The sequence below is a fragment of the Pseudomonas sp. Marseille-Q8238 genome (assembly GCF_965111915.1).
This window is the reverse complement of the sequence record NZ_CBCOPI010000001.1, coordinates 2,348,097-2,369,619: the sequence shown is the minus strand read 5'-3', so window position 1 is coordinate 2,369,619 and position 21,523 is coordinate 2,348,097. Positions and strand designations below refer to the sequence as shown.

Annotated in this window: 25 protein-coding genes; 2 read left to right on the top strand and 23 right to left on the bottom strand. The window is 60.4% G+C overall.

The window, feature by feature from the left end; all coding sequences use genetic code 11:
- Positions 1-165: 165 nt before the first annotated feature.
- Genes ACWPW0_RS11000 through ccmA form a run of 10 tightly spaced genes read right to left on the bottom strand, consistent with a single transcriptional unit; the run spans position 166 to position 7,483 of the window.
- A complete protein-coding gene (locus ACWPW0_RS11000) occupies positions 166-555 on the bottom strand; it encodes a hypothetical protein (RefSeq protein WP_454255340.1) in 390 nt (129 codons plus the stop codon).
- Entirely contained in the window at positions 552-1,754 is a 1,203-nt protein-coding gene (gene ccmI, locus ACWPW0_RS10995) for a c-type cytochrome biogenesis protein CcmI (protein WP_454255339.1), read from the bottom strand. The genes ACWPW0_RS11000 and ccmI overlap by 4 nt, the downstream gene beginning before the upstream one ends.
- Positions 1,751-2,239 carry a cytochrome c-type biogenesis protein gene (locus ACWPW0_RS10990; protein ID WP_454255338.1) on the bottom strand — a complete coding sequence of 163 codons (489 nt, stop codon included), beginning with the start codon at positions 2,237-2,239 and terminating at the stop codon, positions 1,751-1,753. The genes ccmI and ACWPW0_RS10990 overlap by 4 nt, the downstream gene beginning before the upstream one ends.
- Positions 2,236-2,769 (bottom strand): DsbE family thiol:disulfide interchange protein, encoded by a 534-nt coding sequence (locus tag ACWPW0_RS10985; protein ID WP_447591844.1) that lies wholly within the window; start codon positions 2,767-2,769, stop codon positions 2,236-2,238. Before ACWPW0_RS10985 ends, ACWPW0_RS10990 begins: the two co-directional genes overlap by 4 nt.
- The gene (locus ACWPW0_RS10980; RefSeq protein ID WP_454256726.1) at positions 2,766-4,739 is read right to left on the bottom strand and encodes a heme lyase CcmF/NrfE family subunit; all 1,974 of its coding nucleotides are present in this window, start codon (positions 4,737-4,739) and stop codon (positions 2,766-2,768) included. Before ACWPW0_RS10980 ends, ACWPW0_RS10985 begins: the two co-directional genes overlap by 4 nt.
- 17 nt (positions 4,740-4,756) lie before the next feature.
- On the bottom strand, positions 4,757-5,212 hold the full coding sequence (gene ccmE, locus ACWPW0_RS10975) for a cytochrome c maturation protein CcmE (protein WP_454255337.1): 456 nt from the start codon (positions 5,210-5,212) through the stop codon (positions 4,757-4,759).
- The gene (gene ccmD / locus ACWPW0_RS10970) at positions 5,209-5,385 is read right to left on the bottom strand and encodes a heme exporter protein CcmD (protein ID WP_447591848.1); all 177 of its coding nucleotides are present in this window, start codon (positions 5,383-5,385) and stop codon (positions 5,209-5,211) included. Before ccmD ends, ccmE begins: the two co-directional genes overlap by 4 nt.
- Complete coding sequence (locus ACWPW0_RS10965) at positions 5,382-6,137, bottom strand: heme ABC transporter permease (protein WP_447591850.1); 756 nt, start codon at positions 6,135-6,137, stop codon at positions 5,382-5,384. The genes ccmD and ACWPW0_RS10965 overlap by 4 nt, the downstream gene beginning before the upstream one ends.
- A gap of 27 nt (positions 6,138-6,164) precedes the next feature.
- On the bottom strand, positions 6,165-6,836 hold the full coding sequence (ccmB, locus tag ACWPW0_RS10960) for a heme exporter protein CcmB (RefSeq protein ID WP_447591852.1): 672 nt from the start codon (positions 6,834-6,836) through the stop codon (positions 6,165-6,167).
- Positions 6,833-7,483: a cytochrome c biogenesis heme-transporting ATPase CcmA gene (gene ccmA / locus ACWPW0_RS10955; protein ID WP_454255336.1), complete on the bottom strand. Its 651-nt coding sequence runs from the start codon at positions 7,481-7,483 to the stop codon at positions 6,833-6,835. The genes ccmB and ccmA overlap by 4 nt, the downstream gene beginning before the upstream one ends.
- 124 nt (positions 7,484-7,607) lie before the next feature.
- Here ccmA and fliK point away from each other — a divergent pair, with 124 nt between their 5' ends.
- Both fliK and ACWPW0_RS10945 read left to right on the top strand, forming a co-directional pair.
- Entirely contained in the window at positions 7,608-9,146 is a 1,539-nt protein-coding gene (gene fliK / locus ACWPW0_RS10950) for a flagellar hook-length control protein FliK (RefSeq protein ID WP_454255335.1), read from the top strand.
- A complete protein-coding gene (locus ACWPW0_RS10945) occupies positions 9,143-9,469 on the top strand; it encodes an EscU/YscU/HrcU family type III secretion system export apparatus switch protein (protein WP_447591856.1) in 327 nt (108 codons plus the stop codon). Before fliK ends, ACWPW0_RS10945 begins: the two co-directional genes overlap by 4 nt.
- A 19-nt stretch (positions 9,470-9,488) precedes the next feature.
- On the opposite strand, the gene ACWPW0_RS10940 is transcribed toward ACWPW0_RS10945, so the two are convergent.
- The 13 genes from ACWPW0_RS10940 to flhF all read right to left on the bottom strand — a co-directional run bounded on the left by ACWPW0_RS10940 (position 9,489) and on the right by flhF (position 21,513).
- Positions 9,489-9,890, bottom strand: a complete 402-nt coding sequence (locus ACWPW0_RS10940) for a DUF2802 domain-containing protein (protein ID WP_447591858.1) — start codon at positions 9,888-9,890, stop codon at positions 9,489-9,491.
- Between the two features lie 3 nt (positions 9,891-9,893).
- Positions 9,894-10,373, bottom strand: coding sequence for a chemotaxis protein CheW (locus ACWPW0_RS10935; protein ID WP_447591860.1), 480 nt, complete (start codon positions 10,371-10,373; stop codon positions 9,894-9,896).
- Between the two features lie 90 nt (positions 10,374-10,463).
- On the bottom strand, positions 10,464-11,312 hold the full coding sequence (locus ACWPW0_RS10930) for a CheW domain-containing protein (RefSeq protein ID WP_454255334.1): 849 nt from the start codon (positions 11,310-11,312) through the stop codon (positions 10,464-10,466).
- Between the two features lie 87 nt (positions 11,313-11,399).
- Positions 11,400-12,188: a ParA family protein gene (locus ACWPW0_RS10925; RefSeq protein WP_454255333.1), complete on the bottom strand. Its 789-nt coding sequence runs from the start codon at positions 12,186-12,188 to the stop codon at positions 11,400-11,402.
- A 52-nt stretch (positions 12,189-12,240) separates the two neighbouring features.
- Positions 12,241-13,128, bottom strand: a complete 888-nt coding sequence (gene motD, locus ACWPW0_RS10920; RefSeq protein WP_447591865.1) for a flagellar motor protein MotD — start codon at positions 13,126-13,128, stop codon at positions 12,241-12,243.
- 18 nt (positions 13,129-13,146) lie between these two features.
- Entirely contained in the window at positions 13,147-13,887 is a 741-nt protein-coding gene (locus ACWPW0_RS10915; protein ID WP_447595651.1) for a flagellar motor protein, read from the bottom strand.
- Entirely contained in the window at positions 13,887-14,987 is a 1,101-nt protein-coding gene (locus ACWPW0_RS10910; protein WP_454255332.1) for a protein-glutamate methylesterase/protein-glutamine glutaminase, read from the bottom strand. The genes ACWPW0_RS10915 and ACWPW0_RS10910 overlap by 1 nt, the downstream gene beginning before the upstream one ends.
- A gap of 40 nt (positions 14,988-15,027) precedes the next feature.
- Positions 15,028-17,220 (bottom strand): chemotaxis protein CheA, encoded by a 2,193-nt coding sequence (locus ACWPW0_RS10905; protein WP_454255331.1) that lies wholly within the window; start codon positions 17,218-17,220, stop codon positions 15,028-15,030.
- 30 nt (positions 17,221-17,250) lie between these two features.
- A complete protein-coding gene (locus ACWPW0_RS10900; protein ID WP_447591871.1) occupies positions 17,251-18,039 on the bottom strand; it encodes a protein phosphatase CheZ in 789 nt (262 codons plus the stop codon).
- 19 nt (positions 18,040-18,058) lie between these two features.
- The gene (locus ACWPW0_RS10895) at positions 18,059-18,433 is read right to left on the bottom strand and encodes a chemotaxis response regulator CheY (protein ID WP_447591872.1); all 375 of its coding nucleotides are present in this window, start codon (positions 18,431-18,433) and stop codon (positions 18,059-18,061) included.
- A gap of 81 nt (positions 18,434-18,514) precedes the next feature.
- Positions 18,515-19,264 carry an RNA polymerase sigma factor FliA gene (gene fliA, locus ACWPW0_RS10890; RefSeq protein WP_447591874.1) on the bottom strand — a complete coding sequence of 250 codons (750 nt, stop codon included), beginning with the start codon at positions 19,262-19,264 and terminating at the stop codon, positions 18,515-18,517.
- Entirely contained in the window at positions 19,261-20,103 is an 843-nt protein-coding gene (gene fleN, locus ACWPW0_RS10885) for a flagellar synthesis regulator FleN (protein WP_447595653.1), read from the bottom strand. The genes fliA and fleN overlap by 4 nt, the downstream gene beginning before the upstream one ends.
- Positions 20,104-20,187: 84 nt before the next feature.
- Positions 20,188-21,513, bottom strand: a complete 1,326-nt coding sequence (flhF, locus tag ACWPW0_RS10880; RefSeq protein ID WP_447591876.1) for a flagellar biosynthesis protein FlhF — start codon at positions 21,511-21,513, stop codon at positions 20,188-20,190.
- Positions 21,514-21,523: the final 10 nt, after the last annotated feature.

The following is a 21,523-nucleotide window of genomic DNA, read 5'->3' as shown; positions in this document are numbered from 1 at the left end:
ATCGGCGGAGTTTACCACAGGGTTTTTCCCCGCCAAGACCACTGTATCGCAGCACCTTGCGCTGCCTGCCACCATGCAATCCCGCCGCGCCAAATACCGACGCATCACCCACAAGGTGCTTAATGCGCACCTTGGTAACGGTCAGCAAGGATTAGTACAGAATCACTATTGAGCGTACTTGCGCCCCAGAGCGGCAGGCACACCACTGCTATCAGTAGGTAGCCAGGGGCCACGCTGGCTACTGGCCCAGCTCCAGCCATTGCTCCAGCGGTAATAAGTGCGGTCGCGGTAGTAGAGATTCGCCTCGGTCTTGATCACATACACGCTGAGGTGATTATCCCAGTAACTGTTACCACCCGGCGGCGGAGCAAAACGGGGATGGGTCTGCTGGATCGAGGGCTGTTGCGGTTTTTCCGGCAAGGTCTGCCCTGGCTGCTGGGAAGGCAACTGGGGCTGCTGTGCTGGTGGTGTCGACGGTGGCAACGTGCGGCTGACGCTACAACCGCCAAGCAGCACCAGAAACAGCACAAGTGACAGGCGAACTGAATGGGTCATTTAGCTTGGTCAGCGCTGTCGATGATCAGTTCCTGCTGCTCGGTCGTACTGCTGGCTATCGGCTGTCCGCGACCGATCCACTCACCGGCCGTGGCATTGCCGGCTCGTGAAATACGTGCCACCAATTGAACCTCGGGAAATGCAGACAGCTTCAATTGCGCCATCATCGCATCGCTATCACTCAGTTCGACCTCTGCCGGCAACTGCGCCACGGTCAGGCGCTTGGCCGCTAACGGCATCGGCGGGCCGGAAACGGCACGAGCGAAGATGAACACACTGTCACCCGGCTCGACCTTGCCCTGCAGCGCCTCAGCCAGGCTCACCCGCACTTTGATTGCTGCAGTTGAAGCCGCGACTACCGGCGCTGGTAGAGACTCACCATTGGCCTGTAGCTTCTCGCGAGCACGTTCGATACCGCCTTGAATCGACTGACGAGACGGGTCTTCTGCCGGCATCAATGCGACCAGGCGCTGCCAGTAATCGATGGCCTCGGCATAGCGCTCGTCTTCGAATGCGGCGATACCCAGCAGGCCCAGGCTGGTTACTTCCTGAGGATCAGCCTTGAGCGCCTCATCGGTCAGGTTCTGCACCTGCTCCGACCATTTCTTGCCATTGGCGAAATACACAGCCTGCGCCCATTGCCCCAACAGTTCAGGTACTCGTCCCGCCGCTTTAACCGCTTGCTCATAGGCATGAGCCGCCTCGGGCGCACGGTTCTGCGCCATATAGATACGGCCTAGGAAATACCAGGACTCTGCAGCATCCGGCTGGGCTTTCACCGACGCTTCCAGGCGCGCAGTCATTTCCTCGACCGACAGTTCGCGCTGTTCACTCATCGCTGTCAGTTGTTGGCTTGCGCCCCAGTGCAGGTACAAACCGCCCGCGACGACCGGAACCAGAATGGCGGCAAGCAACGGCAGCGCCTTACCCAGGCGGGAAACACGCGCTGCGGCAGCGCCTTCGGTATCGGCCAGCAGCTCACGGCCCGCTTCAGCTTGCCCAGCCTGCAACTGCTCCTCGGTGAGCACGCCCGCTGCACGCTGGCCCTGCAATTCGGCGATACGCTCCTGATACAGAGCAACATTCAGCGCGGTGCGATCCTCCTCGGCTTGGGCCTTGCGCCCACGCAATACGGGAATCAGCAGGAAAGCCAGGCCCACCAGCAACAGCAGGCCGGCGGCAAGCCAGAATTCGATCATGGGTCTTTAGGTTCCTGGGAGTTTTTCTGGAGCAACGTGTTTAGTTGCTCAGCTTCGAGACGTGAAAGCGCGGCCTGTTCTGGAGAGTTTTCCACGCGCCGGCGGCGTATCACCAGCACGCCGAGCAACACCAGGCCACCCAGCAAAAGAGCGCCTGGACCGAACCAGAGCAGATAAGTACGTGCATCGACCGGTGGCTTGTAGCGCACGAAATCGCCGTAACGCATTACCAGGTAATCGACGATATCGCCGTTGCTCTTGCCCTCCTCCAGCATGCGGTAGATTTCCCGCCGCAAGTCAGTGGCAATCGGTGCGTTGGAGTCGGCGATGTTCTGATTCTGGCACTTGGGACAGCGCAGCTCTTCGGTCAGGGTACGGAAGCGCTCGCGCTCGGTTTCGTCCCTGAACTCGTAGGTATCGATGGCGGCACGCGCCACGCCGACCAGGCTCAGGCCCAGCAGGCAGGCGATCAGCAGGCGCTTCACTGTTTTTCCTCCAGCAGGGCCTGGTAGCGTGGTGCCAACTCCTGGCGCCAAACGCGCTCATCAATAGCGCCGACGTATTTATGGCGGATGATGCCCTGTGCATCGATAAGGAAGGTCTCCGGCGCGCCATAGACGCCAAGGTTGATACCGAGCGAACCTTGCGGATCGGCCACATTGACCTTGTAGGGATCCAGGTAGTCCTTCAGCCACTTGCGCGCGGCCTCGCTATCGTCCTTGTAGTTGACCCCATGAATCACCACGCCGGCCTCGGCCAGGCGATTGAGCATCTGATGCTCCGCCTTGCAGGTCGGGCACCAGGTAGCCCAGACGTTGACCAGTGCAGGCCCCTTGAGATCCTTCTCGGTGATCATGCGCTGCTCATCCTTCAGGTCCGGCAGGCTGAAGGCAGGCAGTGGCTTGTCGATCAGAGCAGACGGCAGCTCGGATGGATCGAGAAACAGGCCGCGGTAAAGAATCACGGCCATGCCAAGAAACAGCACCAGCGGAACCAGCAGGATCAGACGCTTCATGCAACGACTCCATTGAGGCCTAGTGCATCACGTACACGGGTTTTGACCTTGACCCGATAGCGCTTGTCGAACGCGGCCAGCAAGCCGCCAAAGCCCATCAGCATTCCGCCCAACCAGATCCAGCGCACGAACGGCTTGATGTGCACGCGCACGGCCCAGGCGCCATCTTCCAGTGGCTCACCCAGCGCCACATACAGGTCGCGGGTAAAGCCGGGATCGATCCCCGCCTCGGTCATTGGCATCTGCTGCACGGTGTACAGGCGCTTTTCCGGATGCAACACGGCAACCTGCTTGCCGCCATCGAATACCCGTACGGTGCCGCGATCGGAGGTGTAGTTAGGCCCCTCATGGTGCACGGCACCCTCGAAAACGAACCGGTAGCCGCCCAGCTCCAGCGCCTCGCCGGGCGCCAGGCGCAGGTCGCGCTCGCTGCTGCCGAGACTGACCAGCACCACGCCAATGGCGCAGACGGCAATCCCCAGGTGAGCCATTTGCATGCCCCAATAGCTGCTGTTCAGCGCCAGGATGCCTTTGAACAGCCCTTTGGGGCGGGTTTTGTCGAGCAGACCACGCACACCCGCCAGCACCACCCAGGCAGCCAGCAGGAAGACCGCCAACGCCGACCAGTGGAAGTCGTCCATCAGCAGGCTGGCCAGCACACCCAGCGCAACACTACCGAGCAGCACGGGCGTGAGCATGCCGAGCAGCCATTTGACCGGCGTGTCCTTCCAGCGCACCAGTACACCGACGGCCATCACCACCATCAGCACCGCCATCAACGGCACGAACAGCGCATTGAAGTACGGCGGACCGACCGAGAGTTTGGCTCCGCTGATCGCATCCAGCACCAGTGGGTACAGCGTGCCGAGCAGGATCATCGAAGCCGCCACTACCAGCACCAGGTTGTTGACCAGCAGCAACGTCTCACGCGACCACAGGGCAAAGCCAACCTGGCTCTTGACCACTGGCGCACGGATGGCGAACAGGGTCAGCGAACCACCGATCACCAGCAGCAGGAACGCCAGGATGAATACGCCACGCTCGGGATCGGTGGCGAACGCGTGCACCGAGGTCAGTACACCGGAACGAACCAGGAACGTACCGAGCAGGCTCAGCGAGAATGCTGCAATGGCCAGGAGCACGGTCCAGCTCTTGAACACGCCACGTTTCTCGGTCACGGCCAGCGAGTGGATCAGCGCCGTGCCGACCAGCCAGGGCATGAACGAGGCGTTTTCCACCGGGTCCCAGAACCACCAGCCGCCCCAGCCGAGTTCGTAGTAGGCCCACCAGGAGCCCAGGGCGATACCGATGCCAAGGAATGCCCAGGCAACGATGGTCCAGGGCCGCGACCAGCGCGCCCAGGCCGCGTCCAGCTTGCCGCCAAGCAACGCGGCGATGGCGAAGGCGAAGGCCACGGAGAAGCCGACGTAGCCCATGTACAGCATCGGCGGATGCACAATCAGGCCGAAGTCCTGCAGCAATGGATTGAGGTCGCGCCCGTCGGCCGGCACGTTGGGCAGCAGGCGCTCGAATGGGTTGGACGTGACGATGAGGAACAGCAGGAAACCGATGCTGATCATCCCCATCACGGCCAGCACACGAGCCAGCATCACTTCCGGCAACTGCCGGGAGAAGATCGCCACGGCGAAGGTCCAGCCAGCGAGAATCAACGCCCAGAGCAGCAACGAACCTTCGTGGGCGCCCCACACGGCGCTGAACTTGTAATACCAGGGCAACGCGCTGTTGGAGTTGCTGGCCACGTAGGCCACGGAGAAGTCATCCGCCATGAACGACCAGGTCAGGCAGGCGAAGGAGAACAGCAGGAAGGCGAACTGACCCCAGGCTGCTGGCTGCGCCAGGCTCATCCATTGACGGTCACCCCGCCAGGCGCCGATCAACGGCAGGGTTGCCTGCACCACGGCCAAACACAAGGCGATGATCATCGCCAGCTGCCCCAGTTCGGGAATCATCAGTGCCGTGTTCATGCTCAACCCTCCTTCCCGGCAGGCTGCGGCGCCTGACCGCTTTCCTTGAGGGCCTTGGTCACTTCCGGCGGCATGTAGTTCTCATCGTGCTTGGCCAGGACTTCATCGGCGATCAGCACGCCATCGGTATTCAGTTTGCCCAGGGCGACGATGCCCTGCCCTTCACGAAACAGATCGGGCAGGATGCCGCGATAGCGAATGGTCACGCTCTTGGCGAAATCGGTCACCACGAACTCGACGTCCAGCGAGTCGCCGGTACGCTTCAGCGAACCCTCGGCGACCATGCCGCCGGCACGGATGCGCGAATCCACGGGCGCCTCGCCATTGGCAATCTGCGTCGGGGTGTAGAACAGGTTGATGTTCTCCTGCAGGGCGGACAGCGCCAGGCTGACGGCAATGCCGACCCCGGCGAGAATGGCGAGGACGATGTACAGGCGTTTCTTGCGGACCGCATTCACTGATTGCTCTCCCGGCGCAAACGGCGCGCCTCGTCTTGCAGATAACGGCGCCGCGCCAGGATCGGCAGAACGACGTTGAGGGCCAGTACCGCCAGGCTGATGCCATAGGCCGACCAGACATAAGGACCATGCGTGCCCATGGCGAGGAATTCGCCAAACGATGCAAAACTCATCTGCGGCCCTCCACCAGGCGCTGCACTTCAGCCTTCACCCAGGTGCTGCGCGACTCGCGCTTGAGCACTTCCAGACGCATGCGCATCAGCAGCACCACGGCGAAGAAGCAGTACAGTCCGAGAATGGAAATCAACAGCGGCAACCACATCTGCGCACTCATGGTGGCCTTGCCGGTCACGGTGAACGTGGCTGGCTGATGCAGCGTGTTCCACATTTCGACCGAGTACTTGATGATCGGGATGTTCACCGCGCCGACCAGCGCCAGCACGGCACAGGCTTTCGCGGCGCTGTCGCGGTTACTGATCGACTGACCGAGCGCGATGATGCCGAAGTACAGGAACAGCAGGATCAGCATCGAGGTCAGGCGCGCGTCCCACACCCAGTAGGTGCCCCAGGTCGGCTTGCCCCAGATGGCACCAGTCAGCAATGCGATAAAGGTCAGCCAGGCGCCGATGACTGCCGCCTGTTGCAAAGCGACATCCGCCAGTTTCATCTTCCAGATCAGGCCCACGGCACCGGCCACCGCCATCATCAGGTAGCAGGATTGGGCGAGAAAAGCCGCCGGCACGTGGATATAGATGATTCGGTAGCTGTTGCCCTGGTATTTCTCGGGCGGCGCGAAAGCCAGCCCCCAAACCAGGCCAACGACCAGCAGCAATACAGCGGCAATTGCCAACCAAGGCAGCCAGCGACCACTGATTTCATAAAACCACTTGGGCGAACCCAGTTTGTGAAACCACGTCCACTTCATCGTCACGGTAACTCGATCAACTTGTAGTTATTCACCGACGCTGATTTTCAGGCCGGCGGCAATCGCAAACGGTGTCAGGGTGACAGCCAGGGCAGTCAGGCTGGCCAACCACAACAGGTAACCCGCAGCCGGCAATCCTTGCAGAGCAGCTTGCAGAGCACCACTGCCCAGAATGAGCACCGGCACGTACAACGGCAAAATCAGCAGTGCCAGCAACAAACCGCCACGCTTGAGGCCAACGGTAAGCGCGGCGCCCACCGCGCCAAGCAGGCTCAGTATCGGCGTACCGAGCAGCAGCGAGAGCAGCAACACCGGCAGGCACTGCGAGGGCAACCCGAGCATCAGTGCCAGCAGCGGCGACAGTATCACCAGGGCCAGGCCGGAAAAGGCCCAGTGTGCCAGCACCTTGGCCAAAACCAGAAGAGGCAGGGGGTGCGACGAAAGGACCCACTGCTCCAGCGAGCCGTCCTCGAAATCACTGCGAAAAAGGCCGTCCAGCGAGAGCAACACGGCCAGTAACGCCGCAACCCAGACAAGTCCGGGAGACAAACGCTGCAACAGATTGGTTTCCGGACCAACGGCCAGGGGAAACAGCGCAATGACGATGGCAAAGAACACCAGCGGATTGACCAGCTCCGCCGGGCGTCGAAACAGCAGTCGTGCTTCACGGGCAATCAACGGCAGAAATACGCGGCTCATGCGGCGGGTCGTCCGAGATCCAGCTCGCGATAGCCAGCGGGCTTAGTGACAAGCGTGTGGTGAGTGGTCATCACGATGATGCCACCCTGCTCGCAATGGGTGGCCAGATGAGCCTCGAGCTGGGCGACCCCCTGCTTGTCGAGTGCGGTGAATGGTTCATCGAGAATCCACAGCGGCGGTGCATCGAGGTACAGCCGCGCCAGTGCCACGCGACGTTGCTGACCAGCGGACAAGGTGTGACAGGGGACGTCTTCGAAGCCGCGCAGACCGACGGCGGCCAACGCCTGCCATATCGCCTCACGCTCAGCCGGACGGTGCAGTGCACAGAGCCAGGCCAGATTTTCCTCGGCGGTGAGCAAACCCTTGATTCCGGCAGCGTGGCCAATCCAGACCAGGTTACCGCCCAACTCGCCCTGCTGCGCGCTCAGTGCCTTGCCATTGAGCAGCACCTCACCCGCAGTGGGCTGCATCAAGCCGGCGAGCAGGCGCAACAGACTGGTCTTGCCGCTACCATTGGGGCCGCTGACCTGCAGCATGGTGCCCGCCGACAGGCTCAGATCCAGCCCCTCGAACAGCAGGCGCCAATCGCGCTCACAGGCGACGGCTTGGGCTTCTAGGTAAACACTGGTCAACGCATCGCTACCCATCGGGGGTTCAAGTCGGCAATATCCAGGCCGCTATACTGAACAATCAGCCGACCCGAACGGGGCGGCATTATACATGCCGGGCTTGCGCCCCGAAGCCGGCTTTTCGACAGGGTGTAACCTGGCAATGGCAGAAATCAGCAGCCCGCGCCCACTTCCTGCAACACCACCTCCATCGCGCCCCGCACAAGCCGCTGCCGACCTGGCCGTAAAGCTGCTGAAGCCGCTCGAAGGCATGCTAGCTGCTGGCGAAAGCGCCAAGGCGGAAGTGGTTGCAGTCAAGGAAAGCGCTCAGAGCTTTCAACTCTTGCTCAAACTGACGCTGGAGAACGGTCGCCAGACCACGTTGGAAGCCAGCAGTCCTCGCCCTTTTACGCCAGGCGCTGCATTGGCGGTAACGGCCCTGTCGGAAACCCGGCTAAGCCTGACTTTACAGGCGGGGCTCAGCAAAGCGCTTACCAGCCTGGATCTGCAGCAGTTACCGGTCGGTACCGTGCTGCAGGGCAAAGTCGAGGCGAGTGAACAACTGGCACAGAACAAGGCCCAGCAAGTCATCTATAAAGTCCTGGTCGGCCTACTCAACACGCCATTGGCTGGCAGCAAACTCAGCGTGGAAACACCCTTTCCATTACCTGTTGGCAGCCTGCTGACAGCCCAGGTACAGGGCAGTCAGGCGCTGAATTTCCTCCCACTGAGCAGCCGCCTCGATCAACTGGTCTTGGGGCAGCAACTTGCCGCGCAACAAGCCCGGCAAGGCTCCATGGACGGCCTGTTCAAGGCCCTGCAAAGTCTGGGAAACGGGGCGCCGGATGAATTGCGCGGCGGCATCGACAAGCTACTGGGCCTGCTTCCGAGCGCCGATCAACTCAGCACCTCAAAAGGATTGGCCCAAGCCATCGCCAACAGCGGTGCCTTTCTCGAAGGCAAACTGCTCAGCGGTCAGGGCTCTGCCACACAAGACCTCAAAGCCAACCTGCTGCGCCTGGTCGCACAGATGATCCCGAACCTGCCCTCCAGCTCGCCCTTGCAGACGGCAAATGCCAGCTCGCTGCTGGCCCAGGCCCTCCCCGCCCTGCTCCGCGATGCCCTGGGCCGAGTCGGTCAGGCCAACCTGCGGCAGCAGGCGCTCAGCTTCCCCCTGCCCTCGCGCTTGCTGCAGTCGATGGACGAAAGCCCTGACCTCGAAATGCTACTCAAGCTGGCTGCCTCCGCCATCGCGCGCCTGCAAACCCACCAGCTCTCGAGCCTGGCACAAACAGAGACCACCGCTACCGGCAGCCAACTGACCACCTGGCAACTGGAAGTGCCAATGCGCAACCAGAGCGATATCGTCCCGCTGCAGATCAAGCTTCAGCGTGAAGAGGAAAACAGCGGCGGCGAGAAAAAAGATCAGCAGGAGATCCTATGGCGTCTCGACCTGGCTTTCGATCTGGAGCCACTCGGCCCATTGCAGGTGCAGGCGCAATTGCTGCGCGGCAGTTTCTCCAGCCAGCTTTGGGCACAACAAGGCAGAACGGCGGAGCTTATCGAGCAGGAGCTGGGCAACCTGCGTGAGCGATTGCTCAACGCAGGCTTCGAGGTGGGTGAGCTGGCCTGTCGCCAGGGACTGCCTCCCCAAGGCACACGTACGCATCTGGAACAACGCTGGGTGGATGAAACCGCATGAAAAAACCTGCCCCCCGCCAGGCGATCGCCCTCTCCTACGATGGCGCCAACGCGCCAAGCCTCACCGCCAAGGGTGATGACGAACTGGCCGAAGCCATTCTGGCGATTGCCCGAGAGCATGAGGTACCGATCTACGAGAACGCGGAATTGGTCCGGCTGCTTGCCCGCTTGGAGTTGGGCGATGCGATTCCAGAGCCACTCTATCGCAGCATTGCCGAAATCATTGCCTTTGCCTGGTACTTGAAAGGCAAATGCCCGCCAGGTTTCGGGGAGGACCGTGACATCACGCCACCCGCGCTATTGCTTGATGGTCCCAAACGCTAAAGAAGGATGGTGATAGCGCTCACGAGCGCTGTTTCGCCTGCTGCAGCTTGCTCACCAGCTCGGCTTCCGCCTTGCTCAAGCCACAAGCGCTAGTCAGGTCATCGACGCTGGCGCCCATCCCGGCAAGCCGTGCGGCCTGGGTGAAGGAGAAACTGGAAGGATCGCGCTGCTCGATCTGACTGACCTTGTCAGGTAACGGTGCCACGACGCGGCGCAACTCGTGCAACTCTTCGCCCATGCGAATGCTGCCGGTGAGGTAGGTATCCAGACGACGGCTCAGCTCCTTGAGCCGCTGATCACGGACGCGATCTCGCTCCGCCTGCAGTTGAGCCTGCTGACGCAGACTCATCGACAGCCACAGGCAGGTGCCCGCCAGCGCGATGCAGAACAGAGCGAGGATGGCGACCGCGATCTCAAGCATGGATCAGAAGCTCTCCAGTTCGGACCATTCTTCCTCGGACATCATCTTGTCCAGCTCGACCAGAATCAGCAGCTCGCCGTTTTTGTTGCAGACGCCCTGGATGAACTTGGCCGACTCGTCGTTACCGACATTCGGAGCGGTCTCGACCTCGGACTGACGCAGATAAACCACTTCGGCCACACTGTCGACCATAATGCCCACGACCTGTTTGTCCGCTTCGATGATCACGATACGGGTGTTATCGGTCACCGGTGCAGAATCGAGGCCGAAACGCTGGCGGGTATCGATGACCGTTACCACATTGCCGCGCAGGTTGATGATGCCCAGGACATAGGTCGGTGCACCGGGCACTGGAGCAATTTCGGTGTAGCGCAATACCTCCTGGACCTGCATCACATTGATGCCATAAGTCTCGTTATCCAGGCGGAAGGTAACCCACTGCAGAATGGGATCTTCGGCACCTTGCGCAGACGTTTTCTTCATATCCCTAGCCTCGTCGAGAACCGCCCATGGCGGCATACGCGGGTGCACCCCGCTGTCATCACTATAGAGCTGCGCACGAGGCGTAGCCCATCAAATTTGGTGGCCATGGCCACTGCCCTGTTTACGGGTGGCACCGCTGGCGATCAATTCAGCCAGTGACGCCACGTCGACCAGGGCGCACATATGCTCGATCACCGTGCCCGCCAACCAGGGGCGCTGCGCGCGATGACTGCGCCATTTCACTTCTTCCGGCAGCAGGCGAATCGAACGACTGACCTGATGTACCGCCAGCCCCCACTCATAACCCTGGACCGAAATGACGTAGTTCAGGCCATCGCGGAAATCATCACGGTAACGCTCCGGCATCACCCAACGTGCAGTATCGAGCACTTTGAGGTTGCCAGCCTGACACGGCAGGATGCCAAGAAACCAGTCCGGCTGGCCAAATAATGGCGTCAGCTCAGTGCCAGTCAAAGGATAGATCGACCCCAGACACACCAGCGGAACAGCCAGCGTGAGCCCGGCAACATCGAACAACAGACATTCGAAAGGCGCCTCTCCCCAGCTCGGACGTGCGGAAAAATCGAGCGCGGCTGGCACATCGACCGATGCGGCCTGCAAATCGACTACAGGCTCGATGAGCGCCGGAGCTACTACTGTCGGCTCCTCGACCACAGGCGCCTCGGGCATGGGCAAGACGATGGTGGGCAGTACTTCTGCCGTTTCACTGGCGAGGACAGGCAACGGTTTTTCGGCTACCACCATGACCGGCTGCGGCGTCAGACGTGCATCACGGACCTGCTCCTCAAGCACTGCAGCCTCGAACTCATCCAGGCTTACGCTTTCCTCCAGCTCAGCCGCTGCATCTTGTAGCAAGCCGTCCAGATAGGATTGCAGCGCCAGTTGGGAGCGGCTGGCGGTAGCGACGCTACGACTCATGAAGACATTCCGTGCATGGGATCTGTACAGCGTATCGGCCGGATATGTGACTCACTTGAACCTGCGCGCGCAATAGCCAATGACATGTCAGGCCACCTGACTCGAGGGTTGTGCGGCCAACAGGTGCTTGAGCAATGCCCGGTAGGCAATCACTCCACGGCTATTGCGATCGAACTGCGAGGGTACTACGCCGGCACGGCTGGCATCACGCAAGCGCGTATCCACCGGCACATAGGCCTGCCATAGATGCTCCGGATAGGCGGAGCGCAATGTGCGAAGGGTGTTCATCGACGCTTGCGTACGGCGGTCGAACAGGGTGGGCACGATGGCGTAGGGCAAGGCTTGCTTGCGCGACCGATTGATCATGGCCAGGGTACTGACCATGCGCTCCAGCCCCTTCACGGCCAGAAACTCGGTCTGCACCGGGATCACCAGTTGCTGGCTTGCTGCCAAGCCATTGACCATCAGGACGCCCAGCAGTGGCGGACAATCGATGATGGCGTGATCGAAATCCCCCCACAATTGCGCCAGGCTTTTGGCGATCACCAACCCGAGCCCGCTTTGCCCGGGCGACTGACGCTCGAGTGTCGCCAAGGCGGTACTCGAGGGCAGTAGGCTGATTTGCTCGTGGCTGCTCGGCAGCAACAGGCGCGCCGGCAAACCTTGCGGCACATTGCCCTGATGCAGAAACAGGTCGAAACAGCTCTCTTCAAGGCTGTCCGGGTCATGGCCGAAGTAGCTGGTCATCGAGCCATGCGGGTCGAGATCGACCACCACCACGCGCTTGCCGGCATCCGCCAACAGGCCTGCCAGGGCGACGGATGTGGTGGTCTTGCCGACCCCACCTTTTTGATTGGCTACTGCCCAGACTTTCATTATTCCCATCCTCCCGGCACGGCCGAGGCCGCTCCGAGATTTGATAGTTGTTTCATGGCGCGGGCGTCGAAATATTGACGGAAGACGCCGGCGACGCCGCGGATGCAGGTGCTGGTGCAGGTTGTGTGCCAGCACGCCGCAATGCTGCATCAGGCTTTGCGTTGGCACTGCCAACGCCACTGATGCTGCGCCGCACATCCAGATTACGCGAGATCACCAGCACTACACGGCGGTTACGTGCCCGTCCCTCTTCCGAGGCGTTGTCGGCGACCGGCTGAAACTCACCATAGCCCACCGCGGCCATCCGCCCCGGATTGACGCCATCCATTGCCAGCATGCGCACGATGCTCGCAGCACGTGCGGTAGACAGTTCCCAGTTGCTGGGGAATTGGGCTGTGCTGATCGGCCTGTTGTCCGTGAAGCCCTCGACATGGATGGGGTTCTCGTAGGGGGCGAGAATTTTCGCGACTTTTTCGATCAACTGAAAGGCCACATCGTTCGGTACTGCATCGCCACTGGGGAACAACAGGCTGGAGTTCAGCTCGATCTCGACCCACAGCTCATTGCCGCGCACAGTCAGTTGTTCCGAATTGATCAGATCACCAAAAGCATCACGGAAACTGTCGGCAATCTCCACCAGCGGATCAGAACCGGGGGCGTCTATCGTGGGCTGAGTCGCCTTCTCATCGTCGACCAGGGACTTATCGGTTTCGGTGGTTTTCGGCCGCTGATCACCAATCGGTATTGGCTTGATCGCCCGCTCCGGCTCGCTGAACACGCCGACCAGGCTCTCGGACAGCACCTTGTACTTGCCCTCGTTGATCGAGGAGATCGAGTACATCACCACGAAGAATGCGAACAACAGGGTAATGAAGTCCGCGTAGGACACTAGCCAGCGCTCGTGATTCTCATGCTCCTCCTGCCTACGCCGCCGAGCCATGTCGATCCCCTCGCCCGGTCATTCCATGAAGCCTTGCAACTTCAACTCGATGGAGCGCGGATTTTCCCCTTCGGCGATGGATAGGATGCCCTCGAGCAGCATCTCGCGGTAACAGGACTGGCGTGCGGCAATCGCCTTGAGCTTGTTGCCCACCGGGAGCAACAACAGGTTGGCAAGCGCTACACCGTAGATGGTGGCGACAAAGGCCACTGCGATGCCACTGCCGAGCTTGCTCGGATCGGCCAGGTTGCCCATCACATGGATCAACCCCATCACCGCACCGATGATGCCGATGGTTGGCGCATAGCCACCCATACTTTCGAATACCTTGGCGGCTTGGATATCACGGCTTTCCTGGGTGTACAGGTCGACTTCGAGAATGCTGCGAATGGCCTCGGGCTCGGCACCGTCGACCAGCAGTTGCAGGCCTTTGCGGGCATAAGGGTCCGGCTCGCTGTCAGCGATTGGCTCCAGCCCCAGCAACCCTTCCTTGCGCGCGGTCATGCTCCAGCCGACTACACGATTGATACCACCAACCAGGTCGATATGCGGGGGAAAGATAATCCAGCGCAAAATGGTCAAAGAGCGCTTGAACACGTTGACCGGCGCCTGCAGAAAAGCGGCGCCCAAGGTACCGCCTATAACAATCAGCGCGGCGGGGCCGTTCAACAGCGCGCCAAGGTGGCCGCCCTCGAGGTAATTGCCGCCGATGATCGCGACAAAGGCCAGGATGATCCCGATAAGGCTGAGTACATCCATCAGACGCATGCCTCGACCAGATGCCGACCGATGTCTTCGAGGCCATAAACCGCATCAGCCAGGTTGGCCTTCACCACCGCCATAGGCATCCCATAGATAACGCAACTGGCTTCGTCCTGCGCCCACACCTGGCTGCCGCTCTGCTTGAGCAGGCGCGCACCCTCACGGCCATCAGCCCCCATGCCGGTCAGCACCACCGCCAATACCTTGTCATTGAACGACTTGGAGGCAGAGCCGAAGGTGATATCGACACAGGGTTTGTAATTGAGGCGTTCATCGCCTGGCAGGATACGGACCGCGCCACGCGCGTCGATCATCATCTGCTTGCCACCTGGTGCCAGCAGTGCCAGGCCCGGACGCAGCACATCGCCGTCCTCCGCCTCCTTGACCGAAATCCGGCACAACTTGTCGAGGCGCTCGGCAAAGGCCTTGGTGAAAGCCGCCGGCATATGCTGGATCAAGACCAGAGGTGTAGGAAAATTGGCTGGCAGTTGCGTCAGCACACGCTGCAATGCGACCGGCCCGCCGGTGGAGGTGCCGATCGCCACCAGTTTATAGGCCTTCCGCTTTGGGGCTGCGCCCCCCGTAGATCCAGCTGAACTCGCTGGCCGCACCGTGGGCGCTGCAGTGCTTCTGGCTACCGTTGACGCAGTGCTGGATACAGTCGCCGGCACCGGCGGGTTGTAGGCGCTATAGCGGCGGTTACTGCGAGCAATGGTATGGACCTTCTCGCACAGCAAAGCCTTGACCTTGTCCGGATTGCGCGAGATGTCTTCGAAGTTCTTCGGCAGGTAGTCGACGGCACCGGCATCCAGCGCATCGAGGGTTACCCGGGCGCCCTCATGGGTCAGTGACGAAAACATCAGAACGGGCGTGGGGCACCGCTGCATGATGTTTCGGACCGCCGTGATGCCATCCATCATCGGCATCTCGTAATCCATGGTGATCACGTCTGGCTTGAGCGCCAACGCCTGATCGATGGCCTCACGACCATTGGTCGCAGTACCGACCACCTGGATGTTCGGGTCGGCGGAAAGGATTTCCGAGACACGGCGCCTGAAGAAGCCGGAATCGTCCACCACCAGAACCTTGACAGCCATAAACACTCCTGAGCGGTCGGCGATGCCTGACCACGATCAATCAGATGCGACGTGCGTAGCGCTTGAGCATGCTTGGTACGTCGAGGATCAGGGCAATTCGCCCATCGCCGGTAATGGTCGCGCCGGACATGCCTGGCGTGCCCTGCAGCATTTTACCGAGAGGCTTGATTACCACTTCTTCCTGGCCGACCAATTGATCGACGACAAAACCGATGCGCTGGCTGCCCACGGTCAGAATCACGACATGGCCTTCACGCTGCTCTTCATGGTTCGCACCACGTACCAGCCAACGCTTTAGGTAAAAGAGTGGCAGTGCCTTGTCACGCACGATCACCACTTCCTGGCCATCCACAACGTTGGTGCGGGACAGGTCCAGGTGGAAGATTTCGTTGACATTGACCAACGGGAAGGCAAACGCCTGGTTGCCCAGCATCACCATCAGGGTCGGCATGATCGCCAGCGTCAACGGCACCTTGATGACGATCTTCGAGCCCTGCCCCTTGACCGAGAACACGTTGACGGTGCCGTTGAGCTGGGAAATCTTGGTTTTCACCACATCCATGCCCACGCCACGGCCGGAAACGTCGGAGATCTCCGTCTTGGTGGAGAATCCTGGGGCGAAGATCAGGTTGTAACATTCGAACTCGTTCAGCCGATCAGCCGCATCCTTGTCCAGCAGCCCTTTCTCCACTGCCTTGGCACGCAGCACGTCGGCGTCCATCCCTTTGCCGTCATCGGAAATCGACAACAGGATGTGATCACCTTCCTGCTCGGCCGACAGGATCACGCGACCACCACGAGACTTGCCGGAGGCTTCGCGCTCCTCAGGGGTTTCGATACCGTGGTCAACCGCATTGCGCACCAGGTGCACCAACGGATCGGCGAGGGCCTCGACAAGGTTCTTGTCGAGATCGGTCTCCTCGCCCACCAGCTCAAGGTTGATCTCTTTCTTCAGGTTGCGCGCCAGATCGCGGACCAGCCGAGGGAAGCGGCCGAAGACCTTCTTGATCGGCTGCATGCGGGTCTTCATCACCGAGGTCTGCAGGTCTGCAGTCACCACGTCGAGGTTGGACACCGCCTTGGCCATGGCTTCGTCGCCACTGTTGAGGCCAAGCCGTACCAGTCGATTGCGCACCAGCACCAGCTCACCGACCATATTCATGATCTCGTCCAGGCGAGCGGTGTCCACACGTACCGTGGTTTCCGCTTCACTGGCAGCTGCTGGGGCCTTGTCGGCGGCTGGGGCGGCGGCCTTGACAGGTTCTGGTTTGGCTACAGGTTTTGCAGCAGGCTTAGCGGCCGGTTTGGCTGCGGGTTTGCTGGCAGCCGGCTCGGGCTTGGCCAGAACTGGCGGCTCAACCTTGATGGCTTCTTCGTTGAACTTGCCCTTGCCATGCATCTGGTCGAGCAGCGCTTCGAACTCATCGTCGGTAATCGTATCGCCATTGGCAGCGGCTGGCGCGGCGGCTTGCGGTACCTCCGCTGCCGGTTCGGCGAACTTACCCTTGCCATGCAATTGGTCGAGCAGCGCCTCGAACTCGTCATCGGTGATTTCATCACCTGAAGCGGCAGGCGATTGAGGGGCTGCGGGTGTCGCCGGCGGCGCTTCCTTTGGCTCGACGAACTTGCCCTTGCCATGCAGTTGATCGAGCAGCGCCTCGAATTCGTCATCGGTGATTTCATCACCCGAGGCTGGCACAGCCGCGGTGCTCGGCTTATCTGCTGGCTCGCTGATAGCGTCGAGCAACTGCTCGAACTCACTGTCGGTGATATCACCTGTAGCGGCTTCTTCCTGCGCTGCCGACTCTGGTTCTGGCTCTGCTGCAGGTTCGGTATCGACATAGGAAGGGTCTGCCAGACGCGCCAGGGCGGCCAGCAGCTCAGGCGATGCAGGCGTGGGCTCTACTCGCTCGCGCACTTCGCTGAACATGCCGTTGACGGCATCCAGCGCTTGCAGCACCACGTCCATCAGTTCGGCGGTTACTCGCCGCTCGCCTTTGCGCAGAATGTCGAAGACGTTTTCCGCGATATGGCAGCACTCCACCAGCTCATTCAGCTGCAGGAAGCCGGCACCACCTTTGACCGTGTGGAAACCACGGAAGATCGCGTTGAGCAAATCCATGTCATCCGGGCGGCTTTCCAGCTCGACCAGTTGCTCGGACAGTAACTCAAGAATTTCGCCGGCCTCTACCAGGAAGTCCTGGAGAATCTCCTCATCGGCGTCGAAGCTCATCGATTGCGCTCCAAAGGCTCTGTTAGAGCCCTAAAATCCAAGACTGGACAACAGATCGTCGACATCATCCTGATTGGATGCGACGTCCTCACGCTTATCGGCATGAATCTGCGGACCTTCACCCCTGGAAGGTTCTTTTTGTTGTGCTTGCTCGGTGCGCAATGCGTGATGGTCATGCTCGATGCCGGCAAACCGGTCCACATGACTGGCCATCAACACCAGTTTGAGCAGGTTGCTCTCCACCTCGGTGACCAATTGCGTAACCCGCTTGATCACCTGCCCCGTGAGGTCCTGGTAGTCCTGCGCCAAAAGAATGTCATTCAGATGCGAGGACAGCTTCTGGCTGTCACGTTCGCTATGGGCAAGGAACAGTTCGATGCGCTTGGCCAGTTCGCGGAAGGCATCCGCGCTCAACTCACGGCGCATGAAGCGCCCCCAGTCGGCACTCAATGCCTGCGCCTCACTTCCCAGGTCATTGACCAGGGGAGCGCTTTGCTCCACCAGATCCATCGTGCGATTGGCCGCTTTCTCGGTCATCTGCACGACATAGGACAAGCGCTCGGTAGCATCCGTGATCTGCGAAATTTCGCTGGCGTGCGGCATGCGCGGGTCAATCTGAAAATTGACAATGGCATTGTGCAGCTCGCGGGTGAGCTTACCCACCTCCTGATACAGGCCGCGGTCACGCGTCTGATTCAGCTCGTAGATGACTTGTACAGCCTCACCGAAATTGCCTTTTTCCAGGCTATCCACGAGCTGCCGTGCATGGGTTTTCAGAACCGATTCGAGATCGTCCTGAGAGGATTCATCGTGTGCCATAGCGCCCTCGTGGCGGACATCAGCCATTAACCCGCTCGAAGATTTTTTCGATCTTCTCTTTCAGAACCTGGGCCGTGAACGGCTTGACCACATAGCCATTCACCCCGGCCTGAGCAGCCTCGATGATCTGATCGCGCTTGGCTTCAGCAGTCACCATGAGTACAGGCAAGGTCTTGAGTCGCTCATCGGCGCGCACGGCACGCAACAGGTCGATCCCGGTCATCCCGGGCATGTTCCAGTCGGTTACGAGAAAATCGAAGCTGCCGCTATGCAGCATCGGCAATGCTGTAGTGCCATCGTCAGCCTCGGCGGTATTGGTGAAACCCAAATCGCGCAAGAGGTTCTTGATGATCCGTCGCATCGTCGAAAAGTCGTCAACGATGAGGATTTTCATATTCTTGTCCAAGTCGACCTCCGTACAGTCCTAAACATTACCGGCTCCCGGCAACGTCGCAATCATGAAACCGGTAATTCGTCAGCGTGCGCGCCACTCTCCCAGACGAGCGCGCAAGCGAGCCGCGCACTGACTGTGCAGCTGGCTGACACGCGACTCACTGACGCCCAGGACCTCACCGATTTCCTTGAGATTCAGTTCTTCGTCGTAATACAACGCCAAAACCAGACGTTCACGCTCAGGCAGGTTGGAGATGGCATCGGCCAACGCCGCCTGGAAACGCTCATCTTCCAGTTCGTGCAGAGGTTCTGTCTGGGTGCTACCGGTATCTTCATGCAGTCCGCCGCCATGTTCACCGTCCTGCATGAGGTCGTCGAAACTGAACAAACGGCTGCCCAAAGTGTCGCCAAGAATGCCGTAGTAATCCTCGAGACTCAATTGGAGTTCGGCTGCAACTTCTTGATCTTTAGCATCTCGGCCGGTTCGGGCCTCAATTACCCGGATGGCATCGCTGACCATTCGAGTATTGCGGTGTACCGAACGTGGTGCCCAATCGCCCTTGCGCACCTCATCGAGCATCGCACCACGAATGCGGATACCGGCGTAGGTTTCAAAACTGGCACCCTTGCTGCCATCGTATTTCTTCGAGGCTTCGAGCAGGCCGATCATTCCGGCCTGCGTCAGGTCATCAACCTGAACACTGGCCGGCAGGCGTGCCAGCAGGTGATAGGCGATGCGCTTGACCAGCGGTGCATAGCGCTCGACCAGTTGATGCTGAGAGTCTTGCTCCCGGGCCTTGCTGTACATAAGAAGTCCATTGGCTGCTGTCATACGGCCGAGCCCGCAACCGGTTGCTGCACGAGGCGCTCGACGAAAAACTCCAGATGGCCACGCGGATTGGCCGGCAACGGCCACGTGTCGACTTTCTGGGCTATCGCCTTGAACGCCAGTGCGCACTTCGAGCGCGGGAAGGCTTCGTATACCGCGCGCTGTTTCTGCACGGCCTTGCGGACTGATTCGTCATAGGGCACAGCTCCAACATACTGCAGGGCCACATCGAGAAAACGGTCGGTTACCTTGGTCAGCTTAGCAAACAGGTTGCGGCCTTCCTGAGGGCTGTGGGCCATGTTGGCCAGCACACGGAAACGGCTCATGCCGTAATCCCGGTTGAGCAGTTTGATCAGGGCGTAGGCATCCGTAATCGACGTCGGCTCATCACAGACCACCACGATCACTTCCTGAGCGGCGCGCACGAAGCTGACAACACCATCGCCGATACCCGCTGCGGTATCGACTACCAGGACATCAAGGTTGTCACTGATATCGCTGAACGCCTGGATCAGGCCGGCATGCTGCATGGGCGTCAGTTGCACCATGCTCTGTGTGCCCGAGGCGGCGGGCACGATACGAATGCCGCCGGGGCCCTGAATGAGCACATCCTTGAGATCGCACTCACCGGAAATCACATCCGCCAGGGTGCGCTTGGCGGTCAGGCCGAGCAGTACGTCGACGTTGGCAAGGCCGAGGTCGGCATCCATCAGCATGACCCGTCGACCAAGGTCGGCCAGTGCCAGTGAAAGATTCACCGACACATTGGTCTTGCCGACGCCACCCTTGCCGCCGGTCACTGCGATCACCTGTACGGGATGCCTACTACCCATGGTTTCTATACACCTTGTCTTGCCTGGATTGGGCTGGCCGGAAAATCTCCCGACCCTTCCTCAACACTGGAATACCTTGGACCCTACCACCCACTAGCTCGCATGCCGAGTGGGGTTCTGATAGAGACCGGCGAATACGTCCGCCATGGCTTCCTCGCTCGGATCTTCCGGCGCCTGCAAACTCACTGCCCGGCTAACCAATTGGTGGCTGCGTGGAACCTGCAGGTCATCCGGAATTTTTGGCCCATCAGTGAGATAGGCTACCGGTAGATGCTGGCTGATAGCCAGCCCTAAAACTTCACCCAGACTGGTTGCTTCGTCGAGCTTGCTGATAATGCAGCCGGAAAGGCCGCAACGCTTGTAACTATGATAGGCCGCCTTGAGCACCTGGCTCTGGCTGGTAGCGGCCAATACCAGGTAATTCTTGGCCTTGACGCCTCGTCCGGCAAGGCTTTCCAGCTGCATACGCAGTGCCGGGTCGTTAGCCGGCAAACCTGCCGTGTCGATCAACACGACGCGCTTGCGTGCCAGCGGCGCCAACGCTTGAACCAGCGACTGGCCCGGATCGATCTGCGTCACCGAGACATCGAGAATGCGGCCGAGGGTTTTCAACTGTTCCTGAGCACCGATGCGGAAGCTGTCCATGCTGACCAGCGCGATGCTCTGCGGGCCATATTTGAGTACATAGCGAGCGGCCAGCTTGGCCAGCGTGGTGGTCTTGCCCATGCCGGCCGGGCCCACCAGAGCGATAACACCGCCCTCCTCCAGAGGCTCTTCCTTGGGCGTCTTGATCGTATGCGCCAGGTGCGCCAACAGCATGCGCCAGGCTTGGCGTGGATCACTTTCCTTGCCAACGCGCTCCAGCAATGTCCGAGACAGCTCGGCTGGCAACCCCATGCGTTGCAGGCGGCGCCACAGGTTGGCCTGCTGCGGGCGTTTATTCTGCATCTGCCCCCAGGCAATGGAGCCGAGTTGCACCTCGATCAGCTCACGCAGACCGTGCAGTTCGGAGCGCATGGCATCCAGCGCACGTTGATCGACAGGCGCTGCGCTCACGGCAGCAGGAGTCGGCGGAGCAACCGGACGCTGCGGCTTGACCAGCGAAGCAGGCAGTTCGGGGGCCACTACGGACTCATTGGCAAACAACTGGCGGTCCTTGCGCTCATCGGCAATCAGGCGGCTGGCCAGATCGGCCTCGGCGTTGGCAATCTTTGCCTGGGTCTTGCGCAGCTCTGCTTCCAACGCGGCATTCGGCTGACGCACCGGTTCCACAGGCATCTGATAATCCAGTGCAGCAGTCAATTCCACACCACCGGCCACGCGGCGATTACCGATGATCGCGGCATCGGCGCCCAGCTCATCGCGTACCAGCTTCATGGCCTGACGCATATCGGCGGCGAAGAAACGTTTGACTTGCATGGCTTAGAGC

Coding starts and splice junctions, on each gene's coding strand:
- ACWPW0_RS11000 (WP_454255340.1), bottom strand. CDS start 555: ATGACCCATTCAGTTCGCCTGTCACTTGTGCTGTTTCTGGTGCTGCTT.
- ccmI (WP_454255339.1), bottom strand. CDS start 1,754: ATGATCGAATTCTGGCTTGCCGCCGGCCTGCTGTTGCTGGTGGGCCTG.
- ACWPW0_RS10985 (WP_447591844.1), bottom strand. CDS start 2,769: ATGAAGCGTCTGATCCTGCTGGTTCCGCTGGTGCTGTTTCTTGGCATG.
- ACWPW0_RS10980 (WP_454256726.1), bottom strand. CDS start 4,739: ATGATTCCCGAACTGGGGCAGCTGGCGATGATCATCGCCTTGTGTTTG.
- ccmD (WP_447591848.1), bottom strand. CDS start 5,385: ATGAGTTTTGCATCGTTTGGCGAATTCCTCGCCATGGGCACGCATGGT.
- ACWPW0_RS10965 (WP_447591850.1), bottom strand. CDS start 6,137: ATGAAGTGGACGTGGTTTCACAAACTGGGTTCGCCCAAGTGGTTTTAT.
- ccmB (WP_447591852.1), bottom strand. CDS start 6,836: ATGAGCCGCGTATTTCTGCCGTTGATTGCCCGTGAAGCACGACTGCTG.
- ccmA (WP_454255336.1), bottom strand. CDS start 7,483: ATGGGTAGCGATGCGTTGACCAGTGTTTACCTAGAAGCCCAAGCCGTC.
- fliK (WP_454255335.1), top strand. CDS start 7,608: ATGGCAGAAATCAGCAGCCCGCGCCCACTTCCTGCAACACCACCTCCA.
- ACWPW0_RS10945 (WP_447591856.1), top strand. CDS start 9,143: ATGAAAAAACCTGCCCCCCGCCAGGCGATCGCCCTCTCCTACGATGGC.
- ACWPW0_RS10940 (WP_447591858.1), bottom strand. CDS start 9,890: ATGCTTGAGATCGCGGTCGCCATCCTCGCTCTGTTCTGCATCGCGCTG.
- ACWPW0_RS10935 (WP_447591860.1), bottom strand. CDS start 10,373: ATGAAGAAAACGTCTGCGCAAGGTGCCGAAGATCCCATTCTGCAGTGG.
- ACWPW0_RS10930 (WP_454255334.1), bottom strand. CDS start 11,312: ATGAGTCGTAGCGTCGCTACCGCCAGCCGCTCCCAACTGGCGCTGCAA.
- ACWPW0_RS10925 (WP_454255333.1), bottom strand. CDS start 12,188: ATGAAAGTCTGGGCAGTAGCCAATCAAAAAGGTGGGGTCGGCAAGACC.
- motD (WP_447591865.1), bottom strand. CDS start 13,128: ATGGCTCGGCGGCGTAGGCAGGAGGAGCATGAGAATCACGAGCGCTGG.
- ACWPW0_RS10915 (WP_447595651.1), bottom strand. CDS start 13,887: ATGGATGTACTCAGCCTTATCGGGATCATCCTGGCCTTTGTCGCGATC.
- ACWPW0_RS10910 (WP_454255332.1), bottom strand. CDS start 14,987: ATGGCTGTCAAGGTTCTGGTGGTGGACGATTCCGGCTTCTTCAGGCGC.
- ACWPW0_RS10905 (WP_454255331.1), bottom strand. CDS start 17,220: ATGAGCTTCGACGCCGATGAGGAGATTCTCCAGGACTTCCTGGTAGAG.
- ACWPW0_RS10900 (WP_447591871.1), bottom strand. CDS start 18,039: ATGGCACACGATGAATCCTCTCAGGACGATCTCGAATCGGTTCTGAAA.
- ACWPW0_RS10895 (WP_447591872.1), bottom strand. CDS start 18,433: ATGAAAATCCTCATCGTTGACGACTTTTCGACGATGCGACGGATCATC.
- fliA (WP_447591874.1), bottom strand. CDS start 19,264: ATGACAGCAGCCAATGGACTTCTTATGTACAGCAAGGCCCGGGAGCAA.
- flhF (WP_447591876.1), bottom strand. CDS start 21,513: ATGCAAGTCAAACGTTTCTTCGCCGCCGATATGCGTCAGGCCATGAAG.